Source organism: Fictibacillus sp. EA-CB0309 (assembly GCF_055814265.1).
In genome coordinates this window covers 1,361,427-1,384,720 of record NZ_CP169271.1, presented here as the reverse complement: position 1 = coordinate 1,384,720, position 23,294 = coordinate 1,361,427, and the positions used below count along the sequence as shown (strand labels likewise).

At 39.4% G+C, this 23,294-nt stretch carries 25 protein-coding genes and 5 pseudogenes; 7 read left to right on the top strand and 23 right to left on the bottom strand.

What is annotated here, in order from left to right:
• Positions 1-37: 37 nt before the first annotated feature.
• Positions 38-2,683 carry a DNA polymerase III subunit alpha gene (dnaE, locus tag ACEWFH_RS07690; RefSeq protein ID WP_473726759.1) on the bottom strand — a complete coding sequence of 882 codons (2,646 nt, stop codon included), beginning with the start codon at positions 2,681-2,683 and terminating at the stop codon, positions 38-40.
• 138 nt (positions 2,684-2,821) lie between these two features.
• Entirely contained in the window at positions 2,822-2,968 is a 147-nt protein-coding gene (locus tag ACEWFH_RS07685; RefSeq protein WP_473726758.1) for a hypothetical protein, read from the bottom strand.
• A 306-nt stretch (positions 2,969-3,274) separates the two neighbouring features.
• On the opposite strand from ACEWFH_RS07685, the gene ACEWFH_RS07680 reads away from it, so the two are divergent.
• The 4 genes from ACEWFH_RS07680 to ACEWFH_RS07665 all read left to right on the top strand — a co-directional run bounded on the left by ACEWFH_RS07680 (position 3,275) and on the right by ACEWFH_RS07665 (position 4,426).
• A complete protein-coding gene (locus tag ACEWFH_RS07680) occupies positions 3,275-3,613 on the top strand; it encodes a YtrH family sporulation protein (RefSeq protein WP_473726757.1) in 339 nt (112 codons plus the stop codon).
• Positions 3,614-3,664: 51 nt separating this feature from the next.
• The gene (locus ACEWFH_RS07675) at positions 3,665-3,796 is read left to right on the top strand and encodes a hypothetical protein (protein ID WP_473726756.1); all 132 of its coding nucleotides are present in this window, start codon (positions 3,665-3,667) and stop codon (positions 3,794-3,796) included.
• Positions 3,790-4,122, top strand: coding sequence for a sporulation membrane protein YtrI (locus tag ACEWFH_RS07670; RefSeq protein ID WP_473727237.1), 333 nt, complete (start codon positions 3,790-3,792; stop codon positions 4,120-4,122). Before ACEWFH_RS07675 ends, ACEWFH_RS07670 begins: the two co-directional genes overlap by 7 nt.
• A gap of 118 nt (positions 4,123-4,240) precedes the next feature.
• The gene (locus ACEWFH_RS07665) at positions 4,241-4,426 is read left to right on the top strand and encodes a YtzJ family protein (protein WP_473726755.1); all 186 of its coding nucleotides are present in this window, start codon (positions 4,241-4,243) and stop codon (positions 4,424-4,426) included.
• Positions 4,427-4,485: 59 nt separating this feature from the next.
• On the opposite strand, the gene ACEWFH_RS07660 is transcribed toward ACEWFH_RS07665, so the two are convergent.
• A complete protein-coding gene (locus tag ACEWFH_RS07660; protein ID WP_473726754.1) occupies positions 4,486-5,433 on the bottom strand; it encodes a DHH family phosphoesterase in 948 nt (315 codons plus the stop codon).
• A gap of 87 nt (positions 5,434-5,520) precedes the next feature.
• Between ACEWFH_RS07660 and ACEWFH_RS07655 the strand changes: the two genes are divergently transcribed.
• Complete coding sequence (locus ACEWFH_RS07655; RefSeq protein WP_473726753.1) at positions 5,521-5,817, top strand: YtpI family protein; 297 nt, start codon at positions 5,521-5,523, stop codon at positions 5,815-5,817.
• Between the two features lie 392 nt (positions 5,818-6,209).
• Here ACEWFH_RS07655 and ACEWFH_RS07650 read toward each other — a convergent pair whose 3' ends face one another.
• From ACEWFH_RS07650 to ACEWFH_RS07620, 7 genes and pseudogenes are all read right to left on the bottom strand, one after another.
• Complete coding sequence (locus ACEWFH_RS07650; RefSeq protein WP_473726752.1) at positions 6,210-7,526, bottom strand: DRTGG domain-containing protein; 1,317 nt, start codon at positions 7,524-7,526, stop codon at positions 6,210-6,212.
• An 82-nt stretch (positions 7,527-7,608) separates the two neighbouring features.
• Positions 7,609-7,851 carry a hypothetical protein gene (locus ACEWFH_RS07645; RefSeq protein WP_473726751.1) on the bottom strand — a complete coding sequence of 81 codons (243 nt, stop codon included), beginning with the start codon at positions 7,849-7,851 and terminating at the stop codon, positions 7,609-7,611.
• Between the two features lie 57 nt (positions 7,852-7,908).
• Positions 7,909-8,588, bottom strand: a pseudogene (locus ACEWFH_RS07640) (metal-dependent hydrolase).
• 127 nt (positions 8,589-8,715) lie between these two features.
• Complete coding sequence (ald, locus tag ACEWFH_RS07635) at positions 8,716-9,837, bottom strand: alanine dehydrogenase (protein WP_473726750.1); 1,122 nt, start codon at positions 9,835-9,837, stop codon at positions 8,716-8,718.
• Positions 9,838-10,292: 455 nt separating this feature from the next.
• A complete protein-coding gene (locus tag ACEWFH_RS07630; RefSeq protein WP_473726749.1) occupies positions 10,293-10,454 on the bottom strand; it encodes a hypothetical protein in 162 nt (53 codons plus the stop codon).
• A gap of 68 nt (positions 10,455-10,522) precedes the next feature.
• A pseudogene (argH, locus tag ACEWFH_RS07625) lies at positions 10,523-11,907 on the bottom strand (argininosuccinate lyase).
• A gap of 4 nt (positions 11,908-11,911) precedes the next feature.
• Positions 11,912-13,158: pseudogene (locus ACEWFH_RS07620) on the bottom strand (argininosuccinate synthase).
• Positions 13,159-13,315: 157 nt separating this feature from the next.
• Here ACEWFH_RS07620 and ACEWFH_RS07615 point away from each other — a divergent pair.
• Positions 13,316-13,630 (top strand): hypothetical protein, encoded by a 315-nt coding sequence (locus ACEWFH_RS07615; RefSeq protein ID WP_473726748.1) that lies wholly within the window; start codon positions 13,316-13,318, stop codon positions 13,628-13,630.
• A 26-nt stretch (positions 13,631-13,656) separates the two neighbouring features.
• On the opposite strand, the gene ACEWFH_RS07610 is transcribed toward ACEWFH_RS07615, so the two are convergent.
• The 10 genes and pseudogenes from ACEWFH_RS07610 to ACEWFH_RS07565 all read right to left on the bottom strand — a co-directional run bounded on the left by ACEWFH_RS07610 (position 13,657) and on the right by ACEWFH_RS07565 (position 20,385).
• Positions 13,657-14,163 (bottom strand): MogA/MoaB family molybdenum cofactor biosynthesis protein, encoded by a 507-nt coding sequence (locus ACEWFH_RS07610; protein ID WP_473726747.1) that lies wholly within the window; start codon positions 14,161-14,163, stop codon positions 13,657-13,659.
• A gap of 18 nt (positions 14,164-14,181) precedes the next feature.
• Positions 14,182-15,011 (bottom strand): annotated as a pseudogene (locus tag ACEWFH_RS07605) (EcsC family protein).
• Between the two features lie 76 nt (positions 15,012-15,087).
• A complete protein-coding gene (locus ACEWFH_RS07600; protein ID WP_473726746.1) occupies positions 15,088-15,237 on the bottom strand; it encodes a hypothetical protein in 150 nt (49 codons plus the stop codon).
• A 26-nt stretch (positions 15,238-15,263) separates the two neighbouring features.
• Positions 15,264-15,926, bottom strand: coding sequence for a GNAT family N-acetyltransferase (locus ACEWFH_RS07595; protein WP_473726745.1), 663 nt, complete (start codon positions 15,924-15,926; stop codon positions 15,264-15,266).
• Positions 15,927-16,077: 151 nt separating this feature from the next.
• Positions 16,078-17,265: an acetate kinase gene (locus ACEWFH_RS07590; RefSeq protein WP_473726744.1), complete on the bottom strand. Its 1,188-nt coding sequence runs from the start codon at positions 17,263-17,265 to the stop codon at positions 16,078-16,080.
• A gap of 206 nt (positions 17,266-17,471) precedes the next feature.
• Positions 17,472-18,470, bottom strand: a complete 999-nt coding sequence (locus tag ACEWFH_RS07585; RefSeq protein WP_473726743.1) for a class I SAM-dependent methyltransferase — start codon at positions 18,468-18,470, stop codon at positions 17,472-17,474.
• 200 nt (positions 18,471-18,670) lie between these two features.
• Entirely contained in the window at positions 18,671-19,171 is a 501-nt protein-coding gene (gene tpx, locus ACEWFH_RS07580; protein ID WP_473727236.1) for a thiol peroxidase, read from the bottom strand.
• Between the two features lie 89 nt (positions 19,172-19,260).
• A complete protein-coding gene (ytfJ, locus tag ACEWFH_RS07575) occupies positions 19,261-19,713 on the bottom strand; it encodes a GerW family sporulation protein (protein ID WP_473726742.1) in 453 nt (150 codons plus the stop codon).
• 2 nt (positions 19,714-19,715) lie between these two features.
• The gene (locus tag ACEWFH_RS07570) at positions 19,716-20,027 is read right to left on the bottom strand and encodes a DUF2953 domain-containing protein (RefSeq protein ID WP_473726741.1); all 312 of its coding nucleotides are present in this window, start codon (positions 20,025-20,027) and stop codon (positions 19,716-19,718) included.
• Between the two features lie 85 nt (positions 20,028-20,112).
• Positions 20,113-20,385, bottom strand: a complete 273-nt coding sequence (locus ACEWFH_RS07565; RefSeq protein ID WP_473726740.1) for a hypothetical protein — start codon at positions 20,383-20,385, stop codon at positions 20,113-20,115.
• Positions 20,386-20,538: 153 nt separating this feature from the next.
• Between ACEWFH_RS07565 and ACEWFH_RS07560 the strand changes: the two genes are divergently transcribed.
• A complete protein-coding gene (locus tag ACEWFH_RS07560) occupies positions 20,539-21,336 on the top strand; it encodes an NAD kinase (protein WP_473726739.1) in 798 nt (265 codons plus the stop codon).
• Positions 21,337-21,427: 91 nt separating this feature from the next.
• Here ACEWFH_RS07560 and ACEWFH_RS07555 read toward each other — a convergent pair whose 3' ends face one another.
• The 3 genes and pseudogenes from ACEWFH_RS07555 to ACEWFH_RS07545 all read right to left on the bottom strand — a co-directional run bounded on the left by ACEWFH_RS07555 (position 21,428) and on the right by ACEWFH_RS07545 (position 23,250).
• On the bottom strand, positions 21,428-22,309 hold the full coding sequence (locus tag ACEWFH_RS07555; protein ID WP_473726738.1) for an amidohydrolase: 882 nt from the start codon (positions 22,307-22,309) through the stop codon (positions 21,428-21,430).
• 26 nt (positions 22,310-22,335) lie between these two features.
• Positions 22,336-22,844, bottom strand: a pseudogene (locus ACEWFH_RS07550) (amidohydrolase family protein).
• Between the two features lie 220 nt (positions 22,845-23,064).
• Complete coding sequence (locus tag ACEWFH_RS07545; RefSeq protein WP_473726737.1) at positions 23,065-23,250, bottom strand: hypothetical protein; 186 nt, start codon at positions 23,248-23,250, stop codon at positions 23,065-23,067.
• Between the last annotated feature and the right edge of the window lie 44 nt (positions 23,251-23,294).

Sequence of the window (23,294 nt, the reverse complement as noted above, 5' to 3'; positions counted from 1 at the left end):
ATTTCCTGAAACTCTTCTCCATATTCGATGGCTGTTTCTAGGAAGCTAACAGCACAGCTCTGTCTTCTCCAAGATCATCCAGTGCGCCTGCAAAAATTAACGATTCAAGGGTTCGTTTATTTACTGTTTTTTGAGGACAGCGTGCACAAATATCAAACAGATCTTGAAACGGTTCTTTATCGTTTTCTTCCATAAGGCTTTTTACTGCTTGAAGACCAACATTTTTTATAGCTAAAAGACCGAATGCAATGGCTGATCCTTCAGATGTAAAAACAGCTGAGCTCTTTTTTATGGAAGGAGGCAGGATAGGAACTCCTTTTTGCTCAGACTCTTTTATATATTGATACACTTTATCATGATTGCCAATAACGCTTGAAAGTAGTGCAGCCATAAAATATGCTGGGTAATTTGCTTTTAAGTAAGCCAGCTGATAGGCAATAACACTGTATGCAACTGCATGGCTCCTTGGGAAACCATAATCGGCAAAACGAACGATCAAGTCATATAAGGCATCAGCAGACTTTTGATCATAGCCTTGTTTTAAACACCCTGCCACAAAATGCTGACGCTCACGCAGCAAAATATCTCGTTTCTTCTTACCAACAGCTCTTCTTAACAAATCTGCTTCTCCAAGTGTAAACCCAGCAGCTTTTGTTGCAATCTGCATGATCTGTTCTTGGTAGACGATAACACCGTAAGTAGATTTTAGTATTGGCTCAAGGTCCGGGTGCATATATTCAACCGTTTTTTGACCGTGTTTACCTGCTATATAATCAGGGATGTTTTGCATCGGACCTGGTCGATAGAGTGCGTTGACCGCTACAATGTCTTCAAACTCTGTTGGTTTAAGCTGCTGCAGTACTTTTCTCATTCCATCCGACTCAAGCTGAAACACGCCTGTCGTATCTCCTTTTGCAAGAAGCTCAAACGTTTTGGCGTCTGTAAAAGGAATTTCATTAAGATTGATCTTTACGTTCTCATTCTTTTCAATCGCGAACAAAATATTTTCAATGAGTGATAAATTGCGCAACCCCAAAAAATCCATCTTTAATAGACCTGCAGCTTCAAGCCAATCCATGCTGTATTGTGTGAGCGGAATCCCATCATGTCCACTCTGCAATGGAACTTTTTGTACAAGCGGAGAACCAGATAAAACGACACCTGCTGCATGAGTAGAGGCATGTCTTGGCAATCCCTCTAGTGTCATGGCTATTTTTACAAGTTTTTTCACATCTGCGTCTGTTGTGTACGCTTGCTGAAGACCAGCGGATTCTTTTAGCGCATTTTCTAAAGTGATCCCAGGTCTTGATGGAATATTTTTAGCCGTAAGATCAATAAGCGATGGAGCAAAATCCATTACCCTACCAGCGTCTCTAATCGCTGCTCTGGCAGCCAATGTACCAAAGGTTATAATCTGAGCGACATAGTCTGTCCCATATTTGTTCGCCACATATTTTAAGACTTCGTCACGGCGGTTATCAGGAAAATCGATATCAATATCTGGCATCGTCACCCGTTCTGGATTTAAGAAGCGTTCAAAAATCAATTGATGATGGATAGGGTCAACGTTTGTAATCTGAAGCACATAAGCCACTAAAGAACCTGCGGCCGAACCCCTTCCTGGGCCAGTAATCATCTTTTCATCATGAGCAAACTTCATGAAATCCCATACGATCAGAAAATAGTCTTCAAAATTCATATTTTTAATGATAGTAAGTTCATACGAAAGGCGATTCTTAATATCAGGCGTTATGGTTTCATATCTATTTAAAAGGCCCTCTTCACACAGTTGAGTCAAATATTCATAGCTGTCCCGATTAGCCGGAACGGGATATTTAGGCAAGGCAATGTTACCTAGATCAAGCTCCAAAGAGCATCTCTCTGCAAGTTTAACTGTTTCGGACAAGGTTTCTGGTGCATGTGAAAATAAATTTTCCATCTCATGCTGTGATTTCAAATAAAACTCACTCGTTGGAAGTTTAATACGATCACGGCTATTAATCTTTTCACCTTGCTTGATGCATAACAAAATGTCATGTGCGTTAGCATCTTCCTTTTTCACATAATACGTTTCATGCATACAAATTAACGGTATGTGAAACTTTCTAGAGAGAGATGGCAATTGCATGTTTAACGTTTTTTCAAATCCCGTATCATGGTCTTCAAGTCCTAGATAAAAACGATCAGGGAACCAATGCTTATAAAATTCAAGCAATCTGTTCAGTTTATCGTCTTCACGATTCTCATTAACAATGTATTTCTGAATCTCCCCTTCTGAACCAGAGGAAATAGCAATCAACCCAGATGCATGTTTCGATAGCTCTTTATGGGTAAGCGGTGAAACTTCTCCGTCTTGCTTCGTTTGCATAAGCGTAGTAAGTTTCAATAAATTTTCATAGCCTTCGTTGTTCATGGCATATAACAGAATTTTATGTGATGAGCGTATTTTTTCCTTGTTGTTTTGGTGCTCTATTCCTATTTCAGCTTCTAACCCTATAATGGGCTGAATTCCAGCTTTTACACATGTCGTATAGAACTTTAAGGCACCATACATATTTGATTTATCTGTTATGGCGAGCGCCGTATAGCCCATATCTTTTGCACGTTGAACAAGCTCTTCAATGCGGCAAGAGCTTTCTAGAAGCGAATATTCACTATGTATATGCAGAGGGACAAATCCCATCCTCTTCACTTCCTTTCGCACCTCTTTGCACTTCATTATAGTACAGAAGTTCGCATGTGTTAATGAAACTGTTTTCATCGGAGGAGTTTATTATTTCTAGGATGTTTTCTAAAAAATGGGAAGTGGTTGACTTCCGTTTCAGGTGCTCGCTTTCCGCGGGGCAGGCGGTGAGCCACATTCGTAACGTTTCACTTTTAAGTGTCTCACCTGTCTAGTTCCAGTGGCTAGCCCCTCGAGGTCAAAAGTTAAACGGTCAAAAAGGCAAAGTGCGCCTTCCTTGCCCATTCACCTTTTGCTGGTCGGGGCTGAACGAGCCACTTCCACTTTTCGGACTGCCCACCTCAAAGAAGTATCCTTGCTCCTGCGTCTACAAGTTAATGTTACCGGAGCGAGCTTCCTCGTCGCATGCCTTGCGAGATGCTTCTCAAGTGGTAGGCACCCACCTTGCACTCCAATCAACTGTCACAGAAGAAAATAAAAATGAGGTTTGAAAGCAACAGTCTTTTCGAAAAATGCCTAATAAAAAGCCTATTTCAAATATGAAACGAGCATACACTTCTCAAGTTGTCCATACATTGAGTAGAGAGGAGGATGTCTCATGGTAAGAGATTTTTTTCAAACATGATCTTAGACTTCGCCATTGCTTTTGGCGTTTTATTAGGCGGAGCATTAATCGGTGGACTTGCAGCATTTCTAGTTGGTAAAGCTCCTATATATGAGATGATGGAGCTGGCAAAGAGACTTAAAATATGGGCCATCGTCGCTGCGATTGGAGGAACGTTTGATACCATCACGAACTTTGAGCGCAGTTTTGAAAATGGAGCTACGATAGAGATTTTTAAGCAATTAACCTATATATTTGTTGCGATTGCTGGAGCAAATACGGCTATGCAGTTAATTCAGTGGCTCAGCCAGGAGAACATCAACTGATGAGGATCCCCCGCTGTATCAACGAAAAGGCTACCAGCGTTTTTTGCTGGAATGGCGATTGGATTTATTATCGGCTGGGCGTTTTTCTTAATTCAAGGCGGATTAGCTCATGAAAGGCTTATTCATAAATTAGAAAAACAAAAATTGAAGATAGAAGATTATAAGAAAAAAATGAAATTCTAACCTCTGATGATAAAAGAGCAAATGAAGAACTCGCAAAAAAATTCAAACTTCATGAGATCAATGTAAGGTTTTCAGATTCAGACTCTGAGAAATTATCAAACCTGACAAGGATGCATTTAATAAAAGCAGTTGAAGATGATTTGGAACATCTTATGGGTGAAGATACAGAAACAATCGCAAAAAGCAATACGCTGCTTTTCCAAGCGATAGAAAATAAACCTTATCGCCTCGATGATGATGAACAAGCTTATCGAGTTAAGATTGACCATCTTTATTTATATACAGGCGTCCTTCGAATCTATATATCTGCTAAACCAGATGAATGATTATGTATAAATAATGGTCGAAATATTACGTTTTTATGAATCTTTGGGCAAAGAAATAGCAATACCTCCTTAATTTGTATAAAATATGAGTAAAGAAGTGAATATTGGGGGGAACTACATGATTATCAATCGAAAAGAACTTGCCCGTGAAAAGGTAAAGGAATTACAGAATGGCTTTTCTGCTTTTGCTGAAACGAAAGAAGTAGCAGACCTAATCAAAAGAGAGCTTGCAAAATTAAACTTGAAAGTGCATGAAGATGTAACTGATGTTGGCTCTTGGTTTATCCCTGACAAAGCTAACTAACAACGACTTTTATTTTATTTTATTTTCAAAGCATAAAAAGGCCCCCGATGAGGCCTTTTTTATTTTGCTTTATATTCTTTACAAAGGTTTCTGAGTTCAGTAAGCACTGAAAGCGTTTCATCCTTCGTATACACCGTTGCCCCCGAAGCCCTTGGATGACCTCCGCCGTTAAATTTAGCTGCTATCTTATTTACCACAGGCCCTTTTGAGCGCAACCTAACTCTAATCTGATCCGGTTCATCCACAAAAAATACCCAAGCAAGCAACCCATCAACATGAGAAAAAGAGTTAACTAACAGTGATGCCTCACTGGCATTTGTGTTGAATTCCTTTAGTGTATCTTTCGTTAAATGGATATAACCTACACAATCATCCACGATAGAAAAGTTCTGCAGAACATAGCCGTTTAACCTTACAAGCTTTTCAGATATCTTATATAAATTCTCATGTATTTCTGATGGAGAAAATCCTGTCTCTAACAATGCTGCGGTATAACGGTGGGTTTTCTGAGTCGTGTTTGCAAACAAAAACCGTCCTGTATCTCCAATAATACCTGCGTATAAAAGTCTTGCTGCATTTTTGTCTAACTTCAGACCATGGTCAGACCCAGAAAGGTACAGATCCATGATCATCTCAGAAGTAGAACTTGCTTCTGTATTTACCCAGATTAAATTTCCGTAAGGATCTTCGTTCGGATGGTGATCGATCTTAATAACAAGATCTCCTAACGAGTAACGGTTATCACTGATTCTCGGAGAATTTGCAGTGTCACAGATAATAACTAAAGCACCTTGGTATACATCATCTTCAATAACGTCCATTCTGTTCAAAAAAGTCAATCCTGCATCTTCTTCTCCAACTGCATAAACTTCCTTATGGGGATAACTCGCTTTAATAATAGCAGCAAGTCCACCTTGCGATCCGAGTGCATCCGGGTCTGGTCTCACATGACGATGAATGATGATTTTTTCATACTGTTCAATTTTTTGTAAGATTTCTTCTTTCATAGCAGACTCCTTTTAGATGTCGTTGTGGCAATTATGGTTTTAAACGTTTACAATATAGTGGAGTAAATATGTGGAGGAATTTTTCAAATGCCGATTTTTATTATACTTATTATACTTTCTTTTGCTTTCTATGTGTTTTATAAAGTCTCAGAAGTACGTGCAAAAGAACCCTTTTTAAAGCGCTGGACAGGAACAAAAGCAAAAATGGCTCTTGGCGCGTTTTTAGCCTCATTCGGTTTAAATGAGCTGACTGCTGTAGAAGGCCGTGTACAGCTTTGGGTCGCACTAATCTTCTTAGCATATGGGATTGTTCTGTTGATCATGAACTATAAAATGTACAAGCACTTTCTTACGCTTGCTCGAGAAGAAGCACAGAAAAATTAAATAAATATGGATAAAAAGTCCCTAGAACAGGGACTTTTTTGTATTTTTAAATGCTCATTTCTCTTCGATTGTTGCTTTCAATTATTGTCTTATATGATTGTTGATAGGAGTGTAAGATGCGAGACGCCTGCGGGACAGGCGGGCAGTCTGAAAAGTGGAAGTGGCTCGTTCAGCCCCGACAAGCAAAAGGTGAATGGGCTAGGAAGGCGTCCTTTGCCTTCTGGACCATTTAACTTTTTAACCTCGAGGGGCTAGCCACTTCAACTAGACAGGTGAGACACTTAAGAGTAAAACGTACGAATGTGGCTCACCGCATGCCGCGCGGATAGCGAGCGACCTGAAACGGAAATCAACAACTCACAAGAACAACAAAGGATAAGAAAACAGCCTTTTTATGAACGGTGATCGAGAAGCTGAGCCATCATCATCGCTTTTCCAACAATCTTTCCATCATGATGAATCTCGACATCTACTTTCCCAAATTTCCGGCTCACTTCCAACACTCTTGGTATCAGTTCAATATCACTATCGATCTGAACGGGCTTTATATAGTAGAATGTTACGTTCTCAACAACAAGGTCACCTTTTTTAATTCTCCTCAACGCTTTACGAGCTGTCTCTGTTACTAAAGTCATCAGTACACCATATGAGACTGTGCCGAGGTGGTTGGTCATCTGAGGTGTGATTCTGCAAGTAAACGTAACTTCATGATCCATCTTTTGTTCTTTTAACTCTGTGGTAATCAGGTCATCGAAAGTGGCACCAACTTGGGGCTGCTTCTGCATCATCTGCATCGCTTTTAAGACATCTTGCCTTGTTAGGATTCCAATGAGTTTATGAGAAGAACCGATTACAGGCAGCAATTCAATCCCTTCCCAAATCATCATGTGGGCACATGCTGCTACTGATGTTTTTTCTGTAACCGTTAAAGGAGCACGAGTCATGACCTTTTCTACTTGCATGGATACAGGAACACCGATAATGTCCTTAGAAGTTACAACACCTGTAACACGATTTCCTTGATCCACAACAGGATAACGGCTGTGCATCGTCTCTTGGTTTAATTCATGCCATCTTTGAACTTTATCATGTTGAAAGAGGTAATGCGTTTCATCAATAGGTATCAATATATCAGATGCTAATACGATATCTTTTTTGATTAAGCGATCATGTATCGCCTTATTGATCATTGTCGCTACAGTAAATGTATCGTAACTTGTTGAAATCACAGGAAGTTCAAGTTCGTCTGCAAGCCTCTTCACTTCTTCTTCCGTATCGAATCCCCCTGTTACTAAAATCGCACTTCCAGCTTTCAGTCCCAGTTCATGCGCGTTCACTCGGTTACCAACAATTAAAAGACTTCCTGCGTCAACATAACGCATCATCGCTTCTAGTTTCATGGCACCAATAACAAATTTATGAAGCGTTTTGTGAAGTCCCGCGCGCCCGCCAAGTACTTGTCCTTCAACAATATTTACGACTTCGGCGAACGTTAGCTTTTCAATATTGCTCTTCGCTTGTCTTTCGATACGTATCGTACCAACACGTTCAATAGTACTTACGATTCCCTGGTTTTCAGCTTCTTTAATCGCTCGATAAGCTGTCCCTTCACTAACCGTTAAATCTTTTGCAATTTGTCGAACGGAGATTTTTGATCCGACATCAAGGTCCAAAATATGCTGCAATATTTGTTCATGCTTAGTAAGCATTACATTCACCGTTCCTTTTACCTGTATCTATCTGTTTTATTTATTTGACTAATACAGATTATACAGGCATACAAACAGAAACTCAACTTTCCATGTGCATTCTTTTCCTCATTTTCTGATTTGCAGAAATACTTTGTTTCTTAACTGCTCGTTTCTTTAGAGTGTCTTTTTTAAACAGCAAACCAATGAGCAGCATACACGCAAACCCGCTCCATGCGATCGTAAAAACACTTTGCAAAAGCGGACCATCTAATGATAATACAGGAATCGCTACATAAAGCAGCACAGACAACATTAAGACCTTTGCTATTTTTTCTTGGCTCATAAAAAATACAACCTCCCTTACTATCATTCGTATGCATAGAAAGAGAGGTTAGAATCATTATACGTTTAAGCTTTCACCGCTTTGAAGCACTTTTCCTTTTTTCCGAGTTTAGATGAAAATGCAGTCTCTGGATCTTGTTCGATCACAGGAAATGTATTGTAGTGGATAGGAACTGTTACGTCTGCACCGATCCATTCTGCAGCAATGAGTGCATCTTCAGGACCCATTGTAAAATTATCACCAATCGGCAAAAACGCAACGTCAGGCTTCTCGAATTCTCCAATTAATTTCATATCTGAGAAAAGAGCTGTATCACCTGCATGGTAGAGGGTTTTTCCACCGTGTGAAAATAAAATACCTGCTGGCATCCCGGTATACACAACAGTGCCATCTTCTTCTTCATAACTTGATCCGTGGAAAGCTTGAGTAAACTTTACTTTTCCAAAATCAAACGTGCGGCTTCCGCCAATGTGCATCGGATGTGCTTCTACTCCTTGAGAACTCATGTAATTAGCAAGTTCAAAAGGCGCTACCACTAAGCTGTTGTTTGCTTTTGCAATCTCAACTGTGTCCCCAACGTGATCGTTATGGCCGTGCGTTAATAAAATTACATCTGCTTTTACATCGTTAACATTAATTTTAGCTTGTCCGTTTCCGTTAATAAAAGGGTCTATCCAAACGGAATGTTCCCCTGTTTGAATCTCAAGTACAGAATGTCCGTGATACGTCACTTTCATATAACATACTCCCTCCTCTAATTAGGACGCTTGATTTCATCCTACTTTCCTTACATACCCTATTATAGAACAGAAAAAAAGCCCTATTCCAGTAAAAAGGAACGTTGGACTTTTTGGTGTCACCTATTTATTTTTTATTCAATATGGAAACAGCATCTTTATAATCGAGCTGATGTGCTTCGGCAACAGCTTTATACGTTACAAAACCATCTAACGTATTTATTCCTTTTAACAATGCCTCATTATCTAAACATGCTTTCGCATACCCTTTATTTGCTATTTGAAGAGCATAAGGGACAGTCACGTTTGTGAGCCCGATTGTCGATGTTCTTGGAACGGCCCCTGGCATGTTCGCTACCGCATAATGCAGAACACCATACTTTTCATAAGTCGGGTTATCATGTGTCGTAATGCGGTCGACCGTTTCAAAGATTCCACCTTGATCGATTGCAACGTCTACAATAACAGATCCCGGCTGCATCCCTTTAATCATTTCTTCTGTTACAAGCTTAGGCGCTCTTGCTCCAGGGATCAACACAGCTCCGATTACTAATGCTGACTCTTGAACAGCAAGCGCAATGTTTAGCGGATTGGATATTAGCGTATTAATCTCTACACCAAAAATGTCATCCAGCTGACGAAGTCGTTCAGGATTTAAGTCAATGATCGTAACATCTGCTCCTAGACCCATCGCTATTTTTGCAGCGTTCGTTCCAACCACCCCACCGCCTATTACTGTTACTTTACCTCGTCGAACTCCAGGAATTCCACTTAACAAAATCCCTAGACCGCCTTTAGGCTTTTCTAAAAATTGTGCACCGATTTGAGCAGCCATCCTGCCCGCTACTTCGCTCATCGGTGTAAGCAGCGGTAATGTTCCATTTGGCAGCTGTACCGTCTCATATGCAATTCCAATAACCTTGTTATCTGTCAGTGCTTTAGTTAATTCAGGCTCAGGTGCAAGATGTAAATATGTGAATAGGATTAATCCTTCCCGAAAGAAACAATACTCCTCGGGCAGCGGCTCTTTCACTTTCATAACCATTTCCATCGACCATGCCTGAACAGGCGTCTCAACGATCACACCGCCAGCACTTTCGTATTCTTCATCCGTAAAACCAGAGCCAATCCCAGCGCCTTTTTGAATAAATACTTCATGACCAGACGCCACGAGATTTAATACACCAGCTGGAGTCATCGCTACACGATTTTCGTTATTTTTTATTTCAGTCGGTACACCGATTTTCATTGCATTCCCTCCTGATCATTATTGGAAATTATTTCATTATTCTATAGTTACCATACCATCAAAGATTCAAAATAAAAAGTTGAAATTCTTTTTCGTTGATTCACTTGTAAGACAGCATTAAGGTGCCCTAAATAAGATAAGGAAATTCAGTTTTTTGTTGTTGGATCATCAATTCGTTGTAACCTAATACAAAATAGAGTTTATTTGCGTCTAATATTGAGCTTCCCCTTATACAGGGAGGGGTATCACGAGCACTAATTCGAGAAATTTTTGAAATAATTCCTGAAATTTTGGCATTTTTCCCGCGAGATTTGGCTATAATTCCGCGAGATTCCCTCATATACCCGCGAGTTGACAAAACTCGACAATCGCCGATCAGCCTTATACCCTTCACACAAAATAGGTTTAAAAATAAAAAGGATAGCTCAACTATGTGAGCCATCCTTATTACCTATTTATGAAAGACTTTCTTCTTCGTCTAGCTTTGTTCTTTGCTGCCCTTGATCTACTTTATCAATAATCCCGCTTTGGTATGCTTCTGTTATCTGCTGATGAACGGTCATTTCGCCTTCTGAATCGTATTCTAACTGTTGATTTGGACGTTTTTCCTTTTCCATGGGTACTTCCTCCTTCAAAATCAAGAACTTACCCATAGTTTTTGTCTTGAGTAGAAAGTTAAACGGTATTAATTTTTGGAAACAAGCATTTTTGATTTCGCTGCATCAATCTGTTTGTGTACAGCATCAAAACCTGTACCGCCTTCTGAATTCCTTCTTTCAACAGCGGTTTTTGGAGATAGCGCAACAAATAAGTCGTTTTCCACAAGTGGACACCATGTTTGATATTCCTCAAGGCTAATATCAAGAAGATAGCAGCCTTTTTGAATACAATGGAGTACCATCTGACCTACTAATTCATGGGCTTCACGAAACGGAATCCCTTTTTTTGCTAAATAGTCAGCAAGTTCAGTTGCATTCGAAAAATCTTGATGAACGGCTTTGTTCATCTTATCGGCATTGATTTTAACCTCATTCATCATGCCAGTCATGATGCTAAGACATCCTTTAACTGTTTTTACCGTGTCAAAAACGGGTTCTTTGTCTTCTTGCATATCTTTGTTGTACGCAAGTGGAAGTCCCTTCATCAATGTGAGTAGAGACATTAACGATCCATAAACTCTGCCGCTTTTACCACGAATTAATTCAGCCATATCTGGATTCTTTTTTTGTGGCATCATACTGCTGCCCGTTGTGAAGCTATCACTGATTTCTATGAATCCGAATTCTTCCGAAGACCAAAGAATCAATTCTTCACAAAAACGAGACAGATGCATCATGATCATAGAAGCGTTGCTGCAGCATTCGATCGCAAAATCTCGATCACTAACCGCATCCAAGCTGTTAAGATACTTATTTGAGAACCCTAATTCGTTCATTGTGATGTTTCTGTCGATACCGAAAGTTGTTCCTGCTAGAGCTCCGGCACCAAGCGGCATAATATCCGTTCGCTTCAAACTGTCTTGCAACCTACCCTTATCACGATCGAGCATCCAAAAATAGGCAAAAAGATGATGCGCTAAGGAAACCGGCTGGGCACGCTGAAGATGGGTATATCCAGGTATAATGGTTTCCACATGTTCTTCAGCAAGATTCAAAAGGGATTTTTGCAGTTCTTCAATATGGTCTATGATCAAAAGAGTTTCTTCTTTCACATAAAGATGGAAGTCTGTTGCAACTTGATCATTTCTGCTTCTTGCTGTATGAAGTTTGCCTCCGTCTGGTCCGATTTTGTCGGTTAACAGTTTTTCAAGGTTCAAATGGATATCTTCATACTTCACAGAGTAAGAAAGTTCTCCTTCTTTCTCTTCCTGTACAAGAGAAGCAACCCATTCTTAATATTTTCATAAGCACTTTTATCGATAATATTGCATTGATACAGCATCTTAGCATGCGCAAGACTTCCTTTTAAATCTTGACTTGCCAGCTGCTGATCGAACGAAATGGATGCTCCGAACTCATCTACCCATTCTTCAGGCTGTTTTGAGAAACGTCCTCCCCATAACTTTTTCACACTTTCACCTCATTTTTTGAACCATGCTGCTTACTTTTGTAGGTAACCCCCATAATGATATAAATCCTTTTGCAGCTGTGTGATCAAAGGCGTCGTCTGATGTATAAGTCGCTAATTTTTCATCGTATAACGAGTATGGTGATTTTCTTCCTTCTACAATTGCATGACCCTTAAAGAATTTGACACGCACAGTACCGGTTACATGTTTTTGTGTTTCATCCAAAAAGGCTTTTAACGATGCGTTAAGTGGTGAGAACCAAAGACCTTCATAGATTAACTCTGTCATCTTCTTTTCGATGATCGGCTTAAAATGAGCGACTTCTTTAACTAACGTTAAGTCTTCTAGTTCTTTATGTGCCTTAATGAGTGTTGTAGCGGCAGGACACTCATAAACTTCTCGTGATTTAATCCCAACGAGTCTGTTCTCAACGTGATCAATTCGTCCAACTCCGTGAGCGCCTCCCCATTCATTGAGCTGGTGAATGAGATGATCGAGCGGTACACTTTCACCATTAAGTGATACAGGAACACCATGTTCAAATCCGATCTCAACGATTTGTGGCTGATCTGGCGTATTCTCAAGAGAAACTGTCATTTCGTATGCTTCTTCTGGCGGTGCAGCCCAAGGATCTTCTAAGATGCCGCATTCATTGCTTCTTCCCCATAGATTTTGATCAATAGAAAACGGATTTTCTTTTTTGATAGGTACCGGAATATCATGCTCTTTTGCATATTGAATTTCCTCTTCACGCGACCAGCTCCATTCACGAACTGGTGCCAGCACTTCAAGTTCTGGTGCTAGTGCTGCAACAGAAACTTCAAAACGTACTTGGTCGTTCCCTTTTCCTGTACAGCCGTGAGCAACAGCTGTCGCACCATATTTTTTAGCTGTTTCAACTAACTTTTTAGCGATTAGCGGGCGGCTTAGAGCAGAGATCAATGGATACTTCCCTTCGTATAGTGCATGTGACTGAAGTGCGACTAATGCATATTCTTCAGCGTATTCTTTTTGAACATCCAATACGATGGATTCCGACGCTCCGATAGAGAGTGCTTTGGATTGTATAAAAGGCAGGTCCTTCCCTTCACCTACATCCAAACATAATGCAATTACTTCGTATCCTTTATCCGCCAACCATGGTATAGCAACCGATGTATCTAATCCCCAGAATAAGCTAAAACTACTTTTTCCCCATATGAAATCTCTCCTCCTGTGATTCCTAAAATGAATAGTTGTTTATTTTTATACATTATTGTTTATAAAAATACCATTTAAGATAGTTCATACTATAACAAATTTCCAATGAAAATTGCAAGGTTATTCTTAAAAATGAATAAAAATAACATGTAACATTTATCTCGCATCAACTTGCCCCCTTTTGTACAATAGGGTTAGAGGTGATTTCATATGCAAAATTACTTTATTTGGGATGACAGGCTCGGGATATCTGTGCCGCATTTAAATAAGCCTTGGGATACGTATGACAAAGCTTTACAAGCAACCATTCTGTTGCATTGGGAAAAAATAAGAGGGTCGATTCCAGACCGAATCGGGCAGATTGAAAGAAACATTAACGAGCTTCAAGATCAGTTATCCATTGAAGAAAGCTTTGAAATATCATGTGAGCTGAACTACAAAATTGCAAGTTTAGCATCCGTCATCAATGATCTATGGTTATGGTATAGATTAAATCAAAACATAACATCAAAAATACACGGGTAAAAAAAGAGGATGCATACGCACCCTCTTTATTTTTGAAGCTGTTGAACAACATGATTCAGCTCTGGCATTATTAATTTTTCCATTCCAAGTTTCACAGCACCTGACGAACCTGGCAGAGCAAATATGGCCGTTCTACCTTTAACACCAGCAACCGCCCTGCTTAACATGGCACCTGATCCAATATCCTCAGTGTAGCTTAGCATACGAAACAGTTCTCCGAAACCGGTGATTTCTTTATCAAATAAGGGGGTGAGAGATTCAATGGTTACATCTCTAGAAGCAATTCCAGTTCCACCGTTAAATAGAACAACATCAATCTCTTCATTTTGAATTCCAAACTCCGCTGCATCCTGAATCCATTCTTTAACATCGCTAACAATTCTATATTCTGTGATCACATGATTTTTGGTTTTTAAATATGTCCGGATCAACTTTCCGCTTTTATCCGTCTCTTCATCTCGTGTATCACTTACCGTTACAATCATGCACTTCACTACTTTCGGTGCTAGTGCTTTATGTTCTTGGACACTCATTTTAACAACACCTGTTTCTCAATATTTTTCAAAAAGATATCTCTTTTGATAAAACTTGTGTGCGATTTCCGTGATTTTTCTAGATTGCTGATAGTTCATGACAGCACCCAAAGCCATACCGAAAATCGGCAATCCTTGTGTCAGCTTTTTTCTAAGGAGCAGAATGGCCATCATCTTAACAACTTGCTGAATAGGGTGAGACATCCATGATATATCTGCAATAACATCTTTCCCGGCATAAAAAATGGGATCTTCTTCTTCTCTGATTTCTGCCATTAGCTCGTCCCATTTCTCTTGCTGAAATCTTTTTGGCATCGTAGCTGCATGGTAGACTTTTAGCGATCTCATCATTTCAGCAGGTCTTTGGATGTCATATCCATAATGCATGGCAATTGATTGGACTGAACGAATTCCTAATGCAACCATTGCTGGAAAATCTGTTCCTAAAAGAGAAGGCCACCTGTTCCAGCAAGACCACCTTGAGACAAAGATAAAAGACGGTTACGCGCGATCTGTTGATCTGCCATAAAGAAAAGCTGGTCGATCGAGCACTTCTTTAAATCTTCAATCTCAAAAATATCATCTCTAAATACTCTTGCTTCAGAAAGGATTCTTTGTTTTGTATCAAGCTGAAATTGAGAGTTTTGTATAAGAGCATGAATATGGAACAATGCAGAATCCACATATTCGCCGATCGTCTCCTGCATCTCATCAGATAGAAGATCCATTTGTCGCGTTGCCCATTTTTCATAAGTACGGCCAAAATCTGTTGGTTCATATGTAAAAAAATCTTCTTCCCAGGCTTTGATTTCCTGCCAAATTTGTTCTTCACGGTCTGTTAACGGCATACTTCTCCTCCTTTAAAACCTTTTATATAGTGTATTATAATCTCTTCATGAAGTAAAAAAACAACGGGTCATCTTATTATTTTAATAAGGCTTTTTTCGCAAAACTTTGTTGCTCTTGAAAGTGGTTGATTTCCGTTCCAGGTGCTCGCTCTCCGCGGGGCAGGAGCCTCCCACCACCCACTCCAACCAACTTATCATAGAAGAGAATTGAACAAAATGCTTCCAAAGCAACAATCCTTTAGAAAAGAGCCATCAATAAAAAGGATTTCTCCATTCCATAAGAAGAGCATAATTGCATGACTCTTCATCCTCCAGATAATCAGGAACCAAACCTAACGGCGTTCTGCCACTTCTCAACAAGAACGAAATGACTGGATCATACATGTTTCCATCTACTACTCTCTCCACGTATTCTTGTGGCGACAGATTGTGCGAATGCTCTCGATACCCGGGCATTCTGCCTCCGCCTAACAAACGCTCTAATTTTAGATGAACAACGGTTTCATACAGTGACTGCATCAGGAGTTTGCCAAGGTTCAGTTTTCTGTATGCAGGGCGGACACATATATCAACAACATAAAGCGTATTGCCACTGTTGTTATGATTGGAGATATAACCGCTATCTGTTTTCTCTTCCCAAGTATGTTTGGGATGTTTCGGATCAAAATTCACTAATAGTCCTGTTATTGAACCTGCCAGTACTCCATCAATCTCCACACATAATGCCCCATCCTGAAAAAGTGTGATGTGATTTTGCAGCTGCTTCTCATTCCACAAAAGTTCAGAAGGAAAAGGAGGCGGAAAGCTTTCCCGCTGGATTTGGATAAGCTCATTAAAATCCTCTTTTTCATAATTACGCACGATTGCTTTTACGTTTTTATCTTTAGCGTATAGAAATTGTTCCTTTTTGTACATTAGACAAGTCTCCCTCAAATTAGGTCCAGACGATTTTAAGTACATAAAAGGGTTTACGCTATTTCAATCCGTTTTCCTTCTTTACTCAACATTTTCAGACAAAAAAACAGCCTTTTGACATGCATGAGCATGAAAAGGCTGTTTTTAAAGACTACATCGCAATACGCATAGTATCTCGAGCAATCATAACTTCTTCGTTTGTAGGAATTACTATTACTTTTACTGGAGAGTGAGGATAGCTGATAAATGCTTCCTTACCGCGAACTTGGTTTAGAGCAGGGTCCCAATACACACCCATGAATTCTAATCCACGAAGTACACGCTCACGGACAGCAGTACTGTTTTCACCGATACCAGCTGTAAAGATGATCGCATCAATTCCAGCCATTCTCGCTGCATAAGAACCGATATATTTGTGTATACGGCTAGCAAATACTTCTAAAGCAAGCTCAGCACGTTCATTTCCTTTCTCAGCTTCACTTTCGATATCACGAAGGTCAGATGAGAAACCAGATACACCAAGCATTCCACTCTTATTGTTCAATACATTAATTACTTCTTCAGCACTTTGACCTGTCTTTTGCATGATATAAGGAATTAATGACGGGTCAATGTTACCAGAACGCGTTCCCATTGTAACACCCGCTAAAGGTGTGAATCCCATTGACGTATCAATCGATTTCCCACCTTCGATCGCTGCAATACTTGCACCGTTTCCAAGGTGACAAGAAAGAAGACGAAGCTGTTCAACCGGGCGACCAAGAAGCTCAGCTGCTCTTTCAGAAACATATTTATGGCTCGTTCCGTGGAAACCATATTTACGGATACCATACTCTTCATAATACTCGTATGGCAAGCTGTATAAAAATGATTTTTCAGGCATTGATTGATGGAAAGCTGTATCAAAAACGGCAACTGCAGGTACGTTCGGAAGCACATTTTTGAATGCTTTAATTCCTACTACGTTAGCAGGGTTATGCAACGGTGCAAGATAAGAAATATCTTCAATTTCTTTTAAGATTTCATCGGTAATCAGAACGGAATCATTAAACTTTTCTCCACCGTGTACAACACGATGTCCGATTCCTTCAATTTCATCTAGAGAAGAAATAATGTTATGTTTTACTAATTTATCTAAAAGCATAGAAACTGCTTCTGAATGATCTTGGATATCTTTAATTTCTTTTACTTTTTCACCATCTACCTCGATCGTAAATACTGAGTCGTTTAATCCGATTCGTTCTACAAGTCCTTTTGTCAGTACTTCTTCTTCAGGCATTTGAAGTAACTGAAATTTTAAGGACGAGCTTCCGGCATTAATTGCAATAATTTTAGCCAAAATAGCCATCTCCTTCATATTCAATGAGTAAGAAGGATGCAGTCAGCATACTTCTGTCTCACTTGATACTATAATCCTTCCTTATTTAAACACTGCCCATTGTTAATATCAAGGTTGTAAAACGCTTACACCTTATATTCATGCAATTCAGACTTGAATCCGTTTGCAAATCCATAAAAAAACAGCATAGGATTTAACCCACGCTGTTATTTTTCACGTTCCCATTCTGTTTTAAACCAATCATTCATCTGTTCCATTACATTTTCTAATCCATTTTTGTTCGAGAAGGACGGCAGCTGAGCAAGCATCGCTTGTTTAGGTTTGATCGCTCCCTCTCCATTCTTCTGCAAAATCAGGATGCTTTTCGCGTGAACAGCAGATTTAAATAATGATTCAGGAAGCTGTAAAAGCCCTAATATCGTTACTGTTTCTTTCATCCACCCTTTAAGCAGTTCAGCTTGATCACTTTCAAAGATGTTGTTCGGTACAATAAATATTCCAATACCGGCATCTTTCAAGTGATGAACGGCCTGCTCAATGATTAGGTGGTGCGCGAATGTATGGCCTTCTTTTTCATGAACCTTAAATACTTTGGCACCCTCATCGTCCGGATAATAGCCAACAGGCAGATCCGCAATTACTATATCAACCGGATCAGCATAAAGCGGCTTGATCACGTCTTGATGAAAAAGCTCTACTTTGTGTTTTTGAATATTAGCATTTACCCACGCTAACCGTAAAAGTGTTTCATCCACTTCTACTCCAAAAGCAACCGTTTCTTTATCTTTAAGCTGATTCATGACAGCTGTTATTAAATTTCCCGAGCCTACGACAGGATCTAAAAGAGTTAGGTTTTCGGACTTCTTCGTAAACTTTTGAACTAGATATCCTGCAAATAAAGCAACAGCATCTGGCGTCATAGCATGATGAGGCTGAACAGCTTCTTTCATCCCTTTTAGTACAGCTAGCTGAAACGCTTTACGTGTTTCTTCTTTGCCGAATTCAGTTAAGTTAATCTTTTTATATTCATCCGTTAGTACCGTGGTTAATTCTTTTGGGTATTCTTTTGGTATCTCTTGAAAAAACAGGTTCTCTCCCGTTTCGACAAGTGCATCTAAATAAGGCAGATCAAGTTTATCCTTAATTGCCATAGCTGTATTATCCATCGTGACAAACAGCTTTTCTACATCTTTAAAAGAACTCATATCCGCTTCCTCCTAAGTTTACACAGGAAACATTTTAGCAAATCAAGCACAACAAATACAATGATAAACGTCTTTTTCAGGCTATTTCCGTATACTTTTGCCGCAATCAAGTGACTAATTTCATGTAACAACTGAATTATTAATAGGGACAAATAAAAAATCTCCGGTATGCATTAGCTCTACCGGAGATGACTGATTGCTTACTTTGCAGCTTTAGCTGCTTCAATTGCTGCTTCGTAGTTAGGGTGGCTCGTTACTTCATTCACATATTCAACATAAGTAATCTTGTCTGAGCTATCGATAACAAAAACAGAACGCGCTAAAAGGCGAAGTTCTTCGATCGCAACTCCATATGCCTTACCGAATGAAAGATCACGGTGATCGGAAAGAGTTTGAACATTTTCGATGCCAGCTGCAGCACACCATCTTTTTTGTGCGAAAGGCAAGTCCACTGAAATGGTTAACACTTTCACGTTATCGAGCTTAGAAGCCTCTTCATTGAAACGACGAACTTCAGCATCACAAACACCTGTATCAACAGAAGGTACAGCAGCAATTAAACGTACGCTTCCTTTTGAATCAGCTAGAGTAACTTCTGACATATCGTTTGCCAACACTTTAAAATCGGGAGCTTGGTCCCCTACTTTTACTTCGTTTCCTAGTAATGTAACTGGTTTTTCTTTAAATGTTACGCTCATGATCCATACTCCTCCTCAAAGAAATAAAATATGTACTTTCCCTTTCATCTTAAAGCAATGCAGAAGAAAAAGCTAACGAGATGTTAGCTTTTTTAAAACTCATGATTTTGTGTACTTGATGGCCCTTGATTGTTTTTGTTTTTATTCATAAGATGCTGCAGCTTATCAATGACACCCGGAGCTAGATCTAAGATTCTCTCATATAAATGTGTACTATTATCTAAGTGGATGGTCTTAATCCCTGTGTTGCTGACTACAAGGAATGCGATTGGGGTGATTGAAACTCCTCCTCCACTTCCTCCGCCAAACGGCATCTCTTTCGATTGACTTGACGTACCTTGCTGAGATGATGCACGAGATGATTCTTCTTGATTCCCAAACTCACTTCCGCCTGCAGCAAATCCAAATCCTACCTTTGAAACAGTAAGAATTACACTGCCGTCAGGAGTCTCCACGGGATCACCGATAATCGTATTTACATCGATCATTTCTTTTAAATTTTCCATCGCGGTTTTCATTAAACCCTGGATTGGATGTTCACTCATTTTTACATGCCTCCAGTCATATATTCAGAATTCACCTTAGCTGAACGACTTGACATTCGCCAGGACTTTAAGATTTTTAACATAACGACAATAGCATGCCCGATTTTAAATGAAAACATACAAGAGAACCGCGTTTCACTATGCATTCCTTGAAAAACCGGAACGACAGATATGTTCGGATTTCCTGTTAGCTTAAAAAAAGTATGCAGTACCTGAAGAGCAATTCCTTTAAATCCCCATACTGTACCTGCAGCGATGGCAGAAGATGAAGCTTCTCCAAGCCCAATCGCACTATGCCATTCTATCTTTTCCACTTTTATTTTTTTAAGAAAGCAGCTAGAATCTTATAAAAATGATGAATATGGCTTAGCATTTTTCTAAAGGTTTGATATTGATTTGTTAACTGCTGAAAAGACACTCTTTTCTTCTTTTCTTTTTTTGTCCCATCGTCGCCTGTTTTTCTTCTCTAATTTTAATCGAATGATCCTGTGCATCTACGTGGATGAGAGGCACATTCAGTTTGTATTTGATAATACGATACATTCTCAATGTTATTAAAATATCGCTATTGTCATTTCGATGAACAAAATACACAGAAATATGAATCGTTGAGACACAAAATATGATAAATAAAAACAGCAAAATACCGGTCACAATCAAAATCCAGTTCATACGAGCTCTTCCCTTCTATTCCTTCATTATGGGCACTGGTTATTCAATCTAAACCATGTCTATGTTTGTTGTCTGTTACAATAGAAACAGGAATTCTATTGTAATACTCAGAACACAATAATGAAGCTGAAGGATCTAAGGGAGGAATACGATATGACTGTTCGCAATAAGATTTTCTTTTTTTACAAAAAGGAAGATTCGATCCTGAAAAAAACTGAGAGTTTAAAATCACTGGCACGATCTGAAGGATTTGAAGTTGTTGAAAATGAAAAAGAAGCGAATATTATTGCAAGCATCGGAGGCGATGGCTCCTTCTTACAAGCTGTCCGCAAAACGGGGTTCAGAGATGATTGTCTATACGTAGGAGTCAGTACATTAGAGTCAGAGTTCTATTGCGACTTTCACATTGACGATCAAACAGGTATGATTGAAGCGATGAAAAATGAGCAGATTGAAGTCCGGAAGTATCCCGCTTTATCGGTAAACATTGATGGACAAGGATCATTCTATTGCTTAAATGAATGTTCTCTTCGTTCTTCTATTATTCGAACTCTTGAAATTGACGTGTATATTGATGAATTGTATTTTGAAACGTTCCGTGGTGATGGAATGATTATTTCAACGCCAACAGGCAGTACAGCATACAATAAATCTGTAAACGGTGCGGTAGTGGACCCTATGCTCGCTTGTTATCAAATCAGTGAACTCGCTTCCTTAAATAATAATCACTACCGAACCCTCGGATCCTCATTCTTGTTAAGTGATAACCGCAAAATGACCCTTATGATTAAACATGATAATAGCCATTATCCGATCATTGGAATGGATAATGAGGCGATGAGTATTAAACACTGTGAAAAATTAAGTTTCGAACTAACAGATAAGCGAATTAAGACGGTAAAATTAAAAGATAATTCGTTTTGGCATAAGGTGAGAAGAAGCTTTCTCTAATAACAACAAGCCAAAAAGCATGCAGATTTACCGCATGCTTTTTTGCATTATTACATTAAAAAGCAACAATCCTTTTAAAAACAGCCTACATTTAAGTTGTTTTCTCGTAAACAATGTCACCGTCTACTATCGTATATACAACGTTAACATCCAAAACTTCGTCGACTGGCACTTGAAATAAATCTCGATCTAAAACGGTAAAATCAGCGATGTATCCTTCTTTAATCAAACCCCTGTTATGCTCTTGCATGATTGCGGCTGCACTTCCGGATGTGTATATACCTATTGCTTCATACATTGTTAATTTTTGCTCAGGTACGTATCCTTCGTGATTCTCTCCTGGTTTCCTTCGTGCTACAGCAGCAAAGATTCCAAGAAGGGGATTTACGGGTTCAATCGGAGCATCTGAACCACCTGCACAAATTAAACCTTCATCTACCAATGTTCTAAACGGGAAAGCATTTGAAATTCGATCTGTTCCAAGCCTTTCGATCAGCCATGGAAAATCAGAAGCCACAAAACCAGGCTGTATATCTAAGATAACAGATAGTTGTTTCATCTCTTCAATTAAATTCTCATTTACGAGTCCAACATGTATCAGACGATCTCTTCCCATTTTGGGTGGACATTTTTTTATCGCATCAATCGTTTGTACTAGTGCCATATCCCCAATGGTATGTACGGCAATATTCATGTTGTTTTCTCGAGCAATTTGAACAAGTTGTAATAAATCCTCGTCTTCATGTATGGATACTCCTGATGTCTCAGGGGCATCATTGTATGGCTGTGACAACCAGGCTGTACGGCCACCAAAAGCACCATCTGCAAAGATTTTTAATGCTCCATATTCCACAAAAGGAATTTGGTAATCTTGTTCAATTTCTTTAAAATCGTTGAGCGCTTCATGATGGACGAGAAGATGTGCCCGAAACTTTAAACCCTCTTCTTCTATTGAAGACTTGTAGGCACTCAATGGCCGCTCAACATAACCATAATAACTTAAGTCTTCCGAATGCCCCCAGTGATGCCTAAAGAATGCAAATGTTGAATAGAAGTTTTCAGGGCACGATTTAAATACTCTTGTGATACTTCTGGAACCACTTTCTTAACAAGTTCTGCGGCACCATCATGCAATAAAGCTGTTGGTTCTCCATTGCTATCTCTTACGATAATTCCACCAGCAGGATCAGGTGTATCTTTCGTAATTCCTGCTAATTCAAGTGCTTTAGAATTGGCTAAAAAGCATGACGGCAAACTCTTGATAATAAAACTGGGCGACCTCCTGATATCGCATCTAGCTCTTTTTTGTGAAAAATTTTACGGTCGATAAAATTATTCTCATTCCAGCCTTCACCGATCAGCCACTCATCTGAATCAAGTGTGTTTGCTTTCTCTCGAAGTGCGCTTTCCATCTCTTCAGAAGAATTCAATTCAGAAAGATCTAATCTGATCAATTTCTCACCATGACCAATCAAGTGCAAATGACTATCTACAAAGCCGGGATACATGACACTCTCTTTTAAATCAACCTTTCTGATGATGCGTTCAGCATACATTTCAGATAATTCTTTTTCTGTACCCGTTTTAATGATCAAGCCGTTCTCCACATAAACAGCTTCACAGAAATCACCTTCACTTACCATCGTGCAAATCTTCCCATTATGAAACAAAGTCCCCACGTTTTTTGACCACCTTTTACTAATCACTTTTTCTAAAATAAGTATAACTTTAATCCATACAAAAAAGCAGATGGAGATCTGCTTTTTTAAGCTTTGTAGTTCTTGAAAGTTGTTGATTTCCGTTCCAGATGCTCGCTTTCCGCGGGTCAGGCGGTGAGCCACATTCGGTACGTTTCACTTTTAAGTGTCTCACCTGCCCGCCTGTCCCGCAGGAGTCTCGGATCTTCCACTTCAACCAACTTGTCAAAGAAGAGAAGTGAGCAAAATCCCCCTAGAATT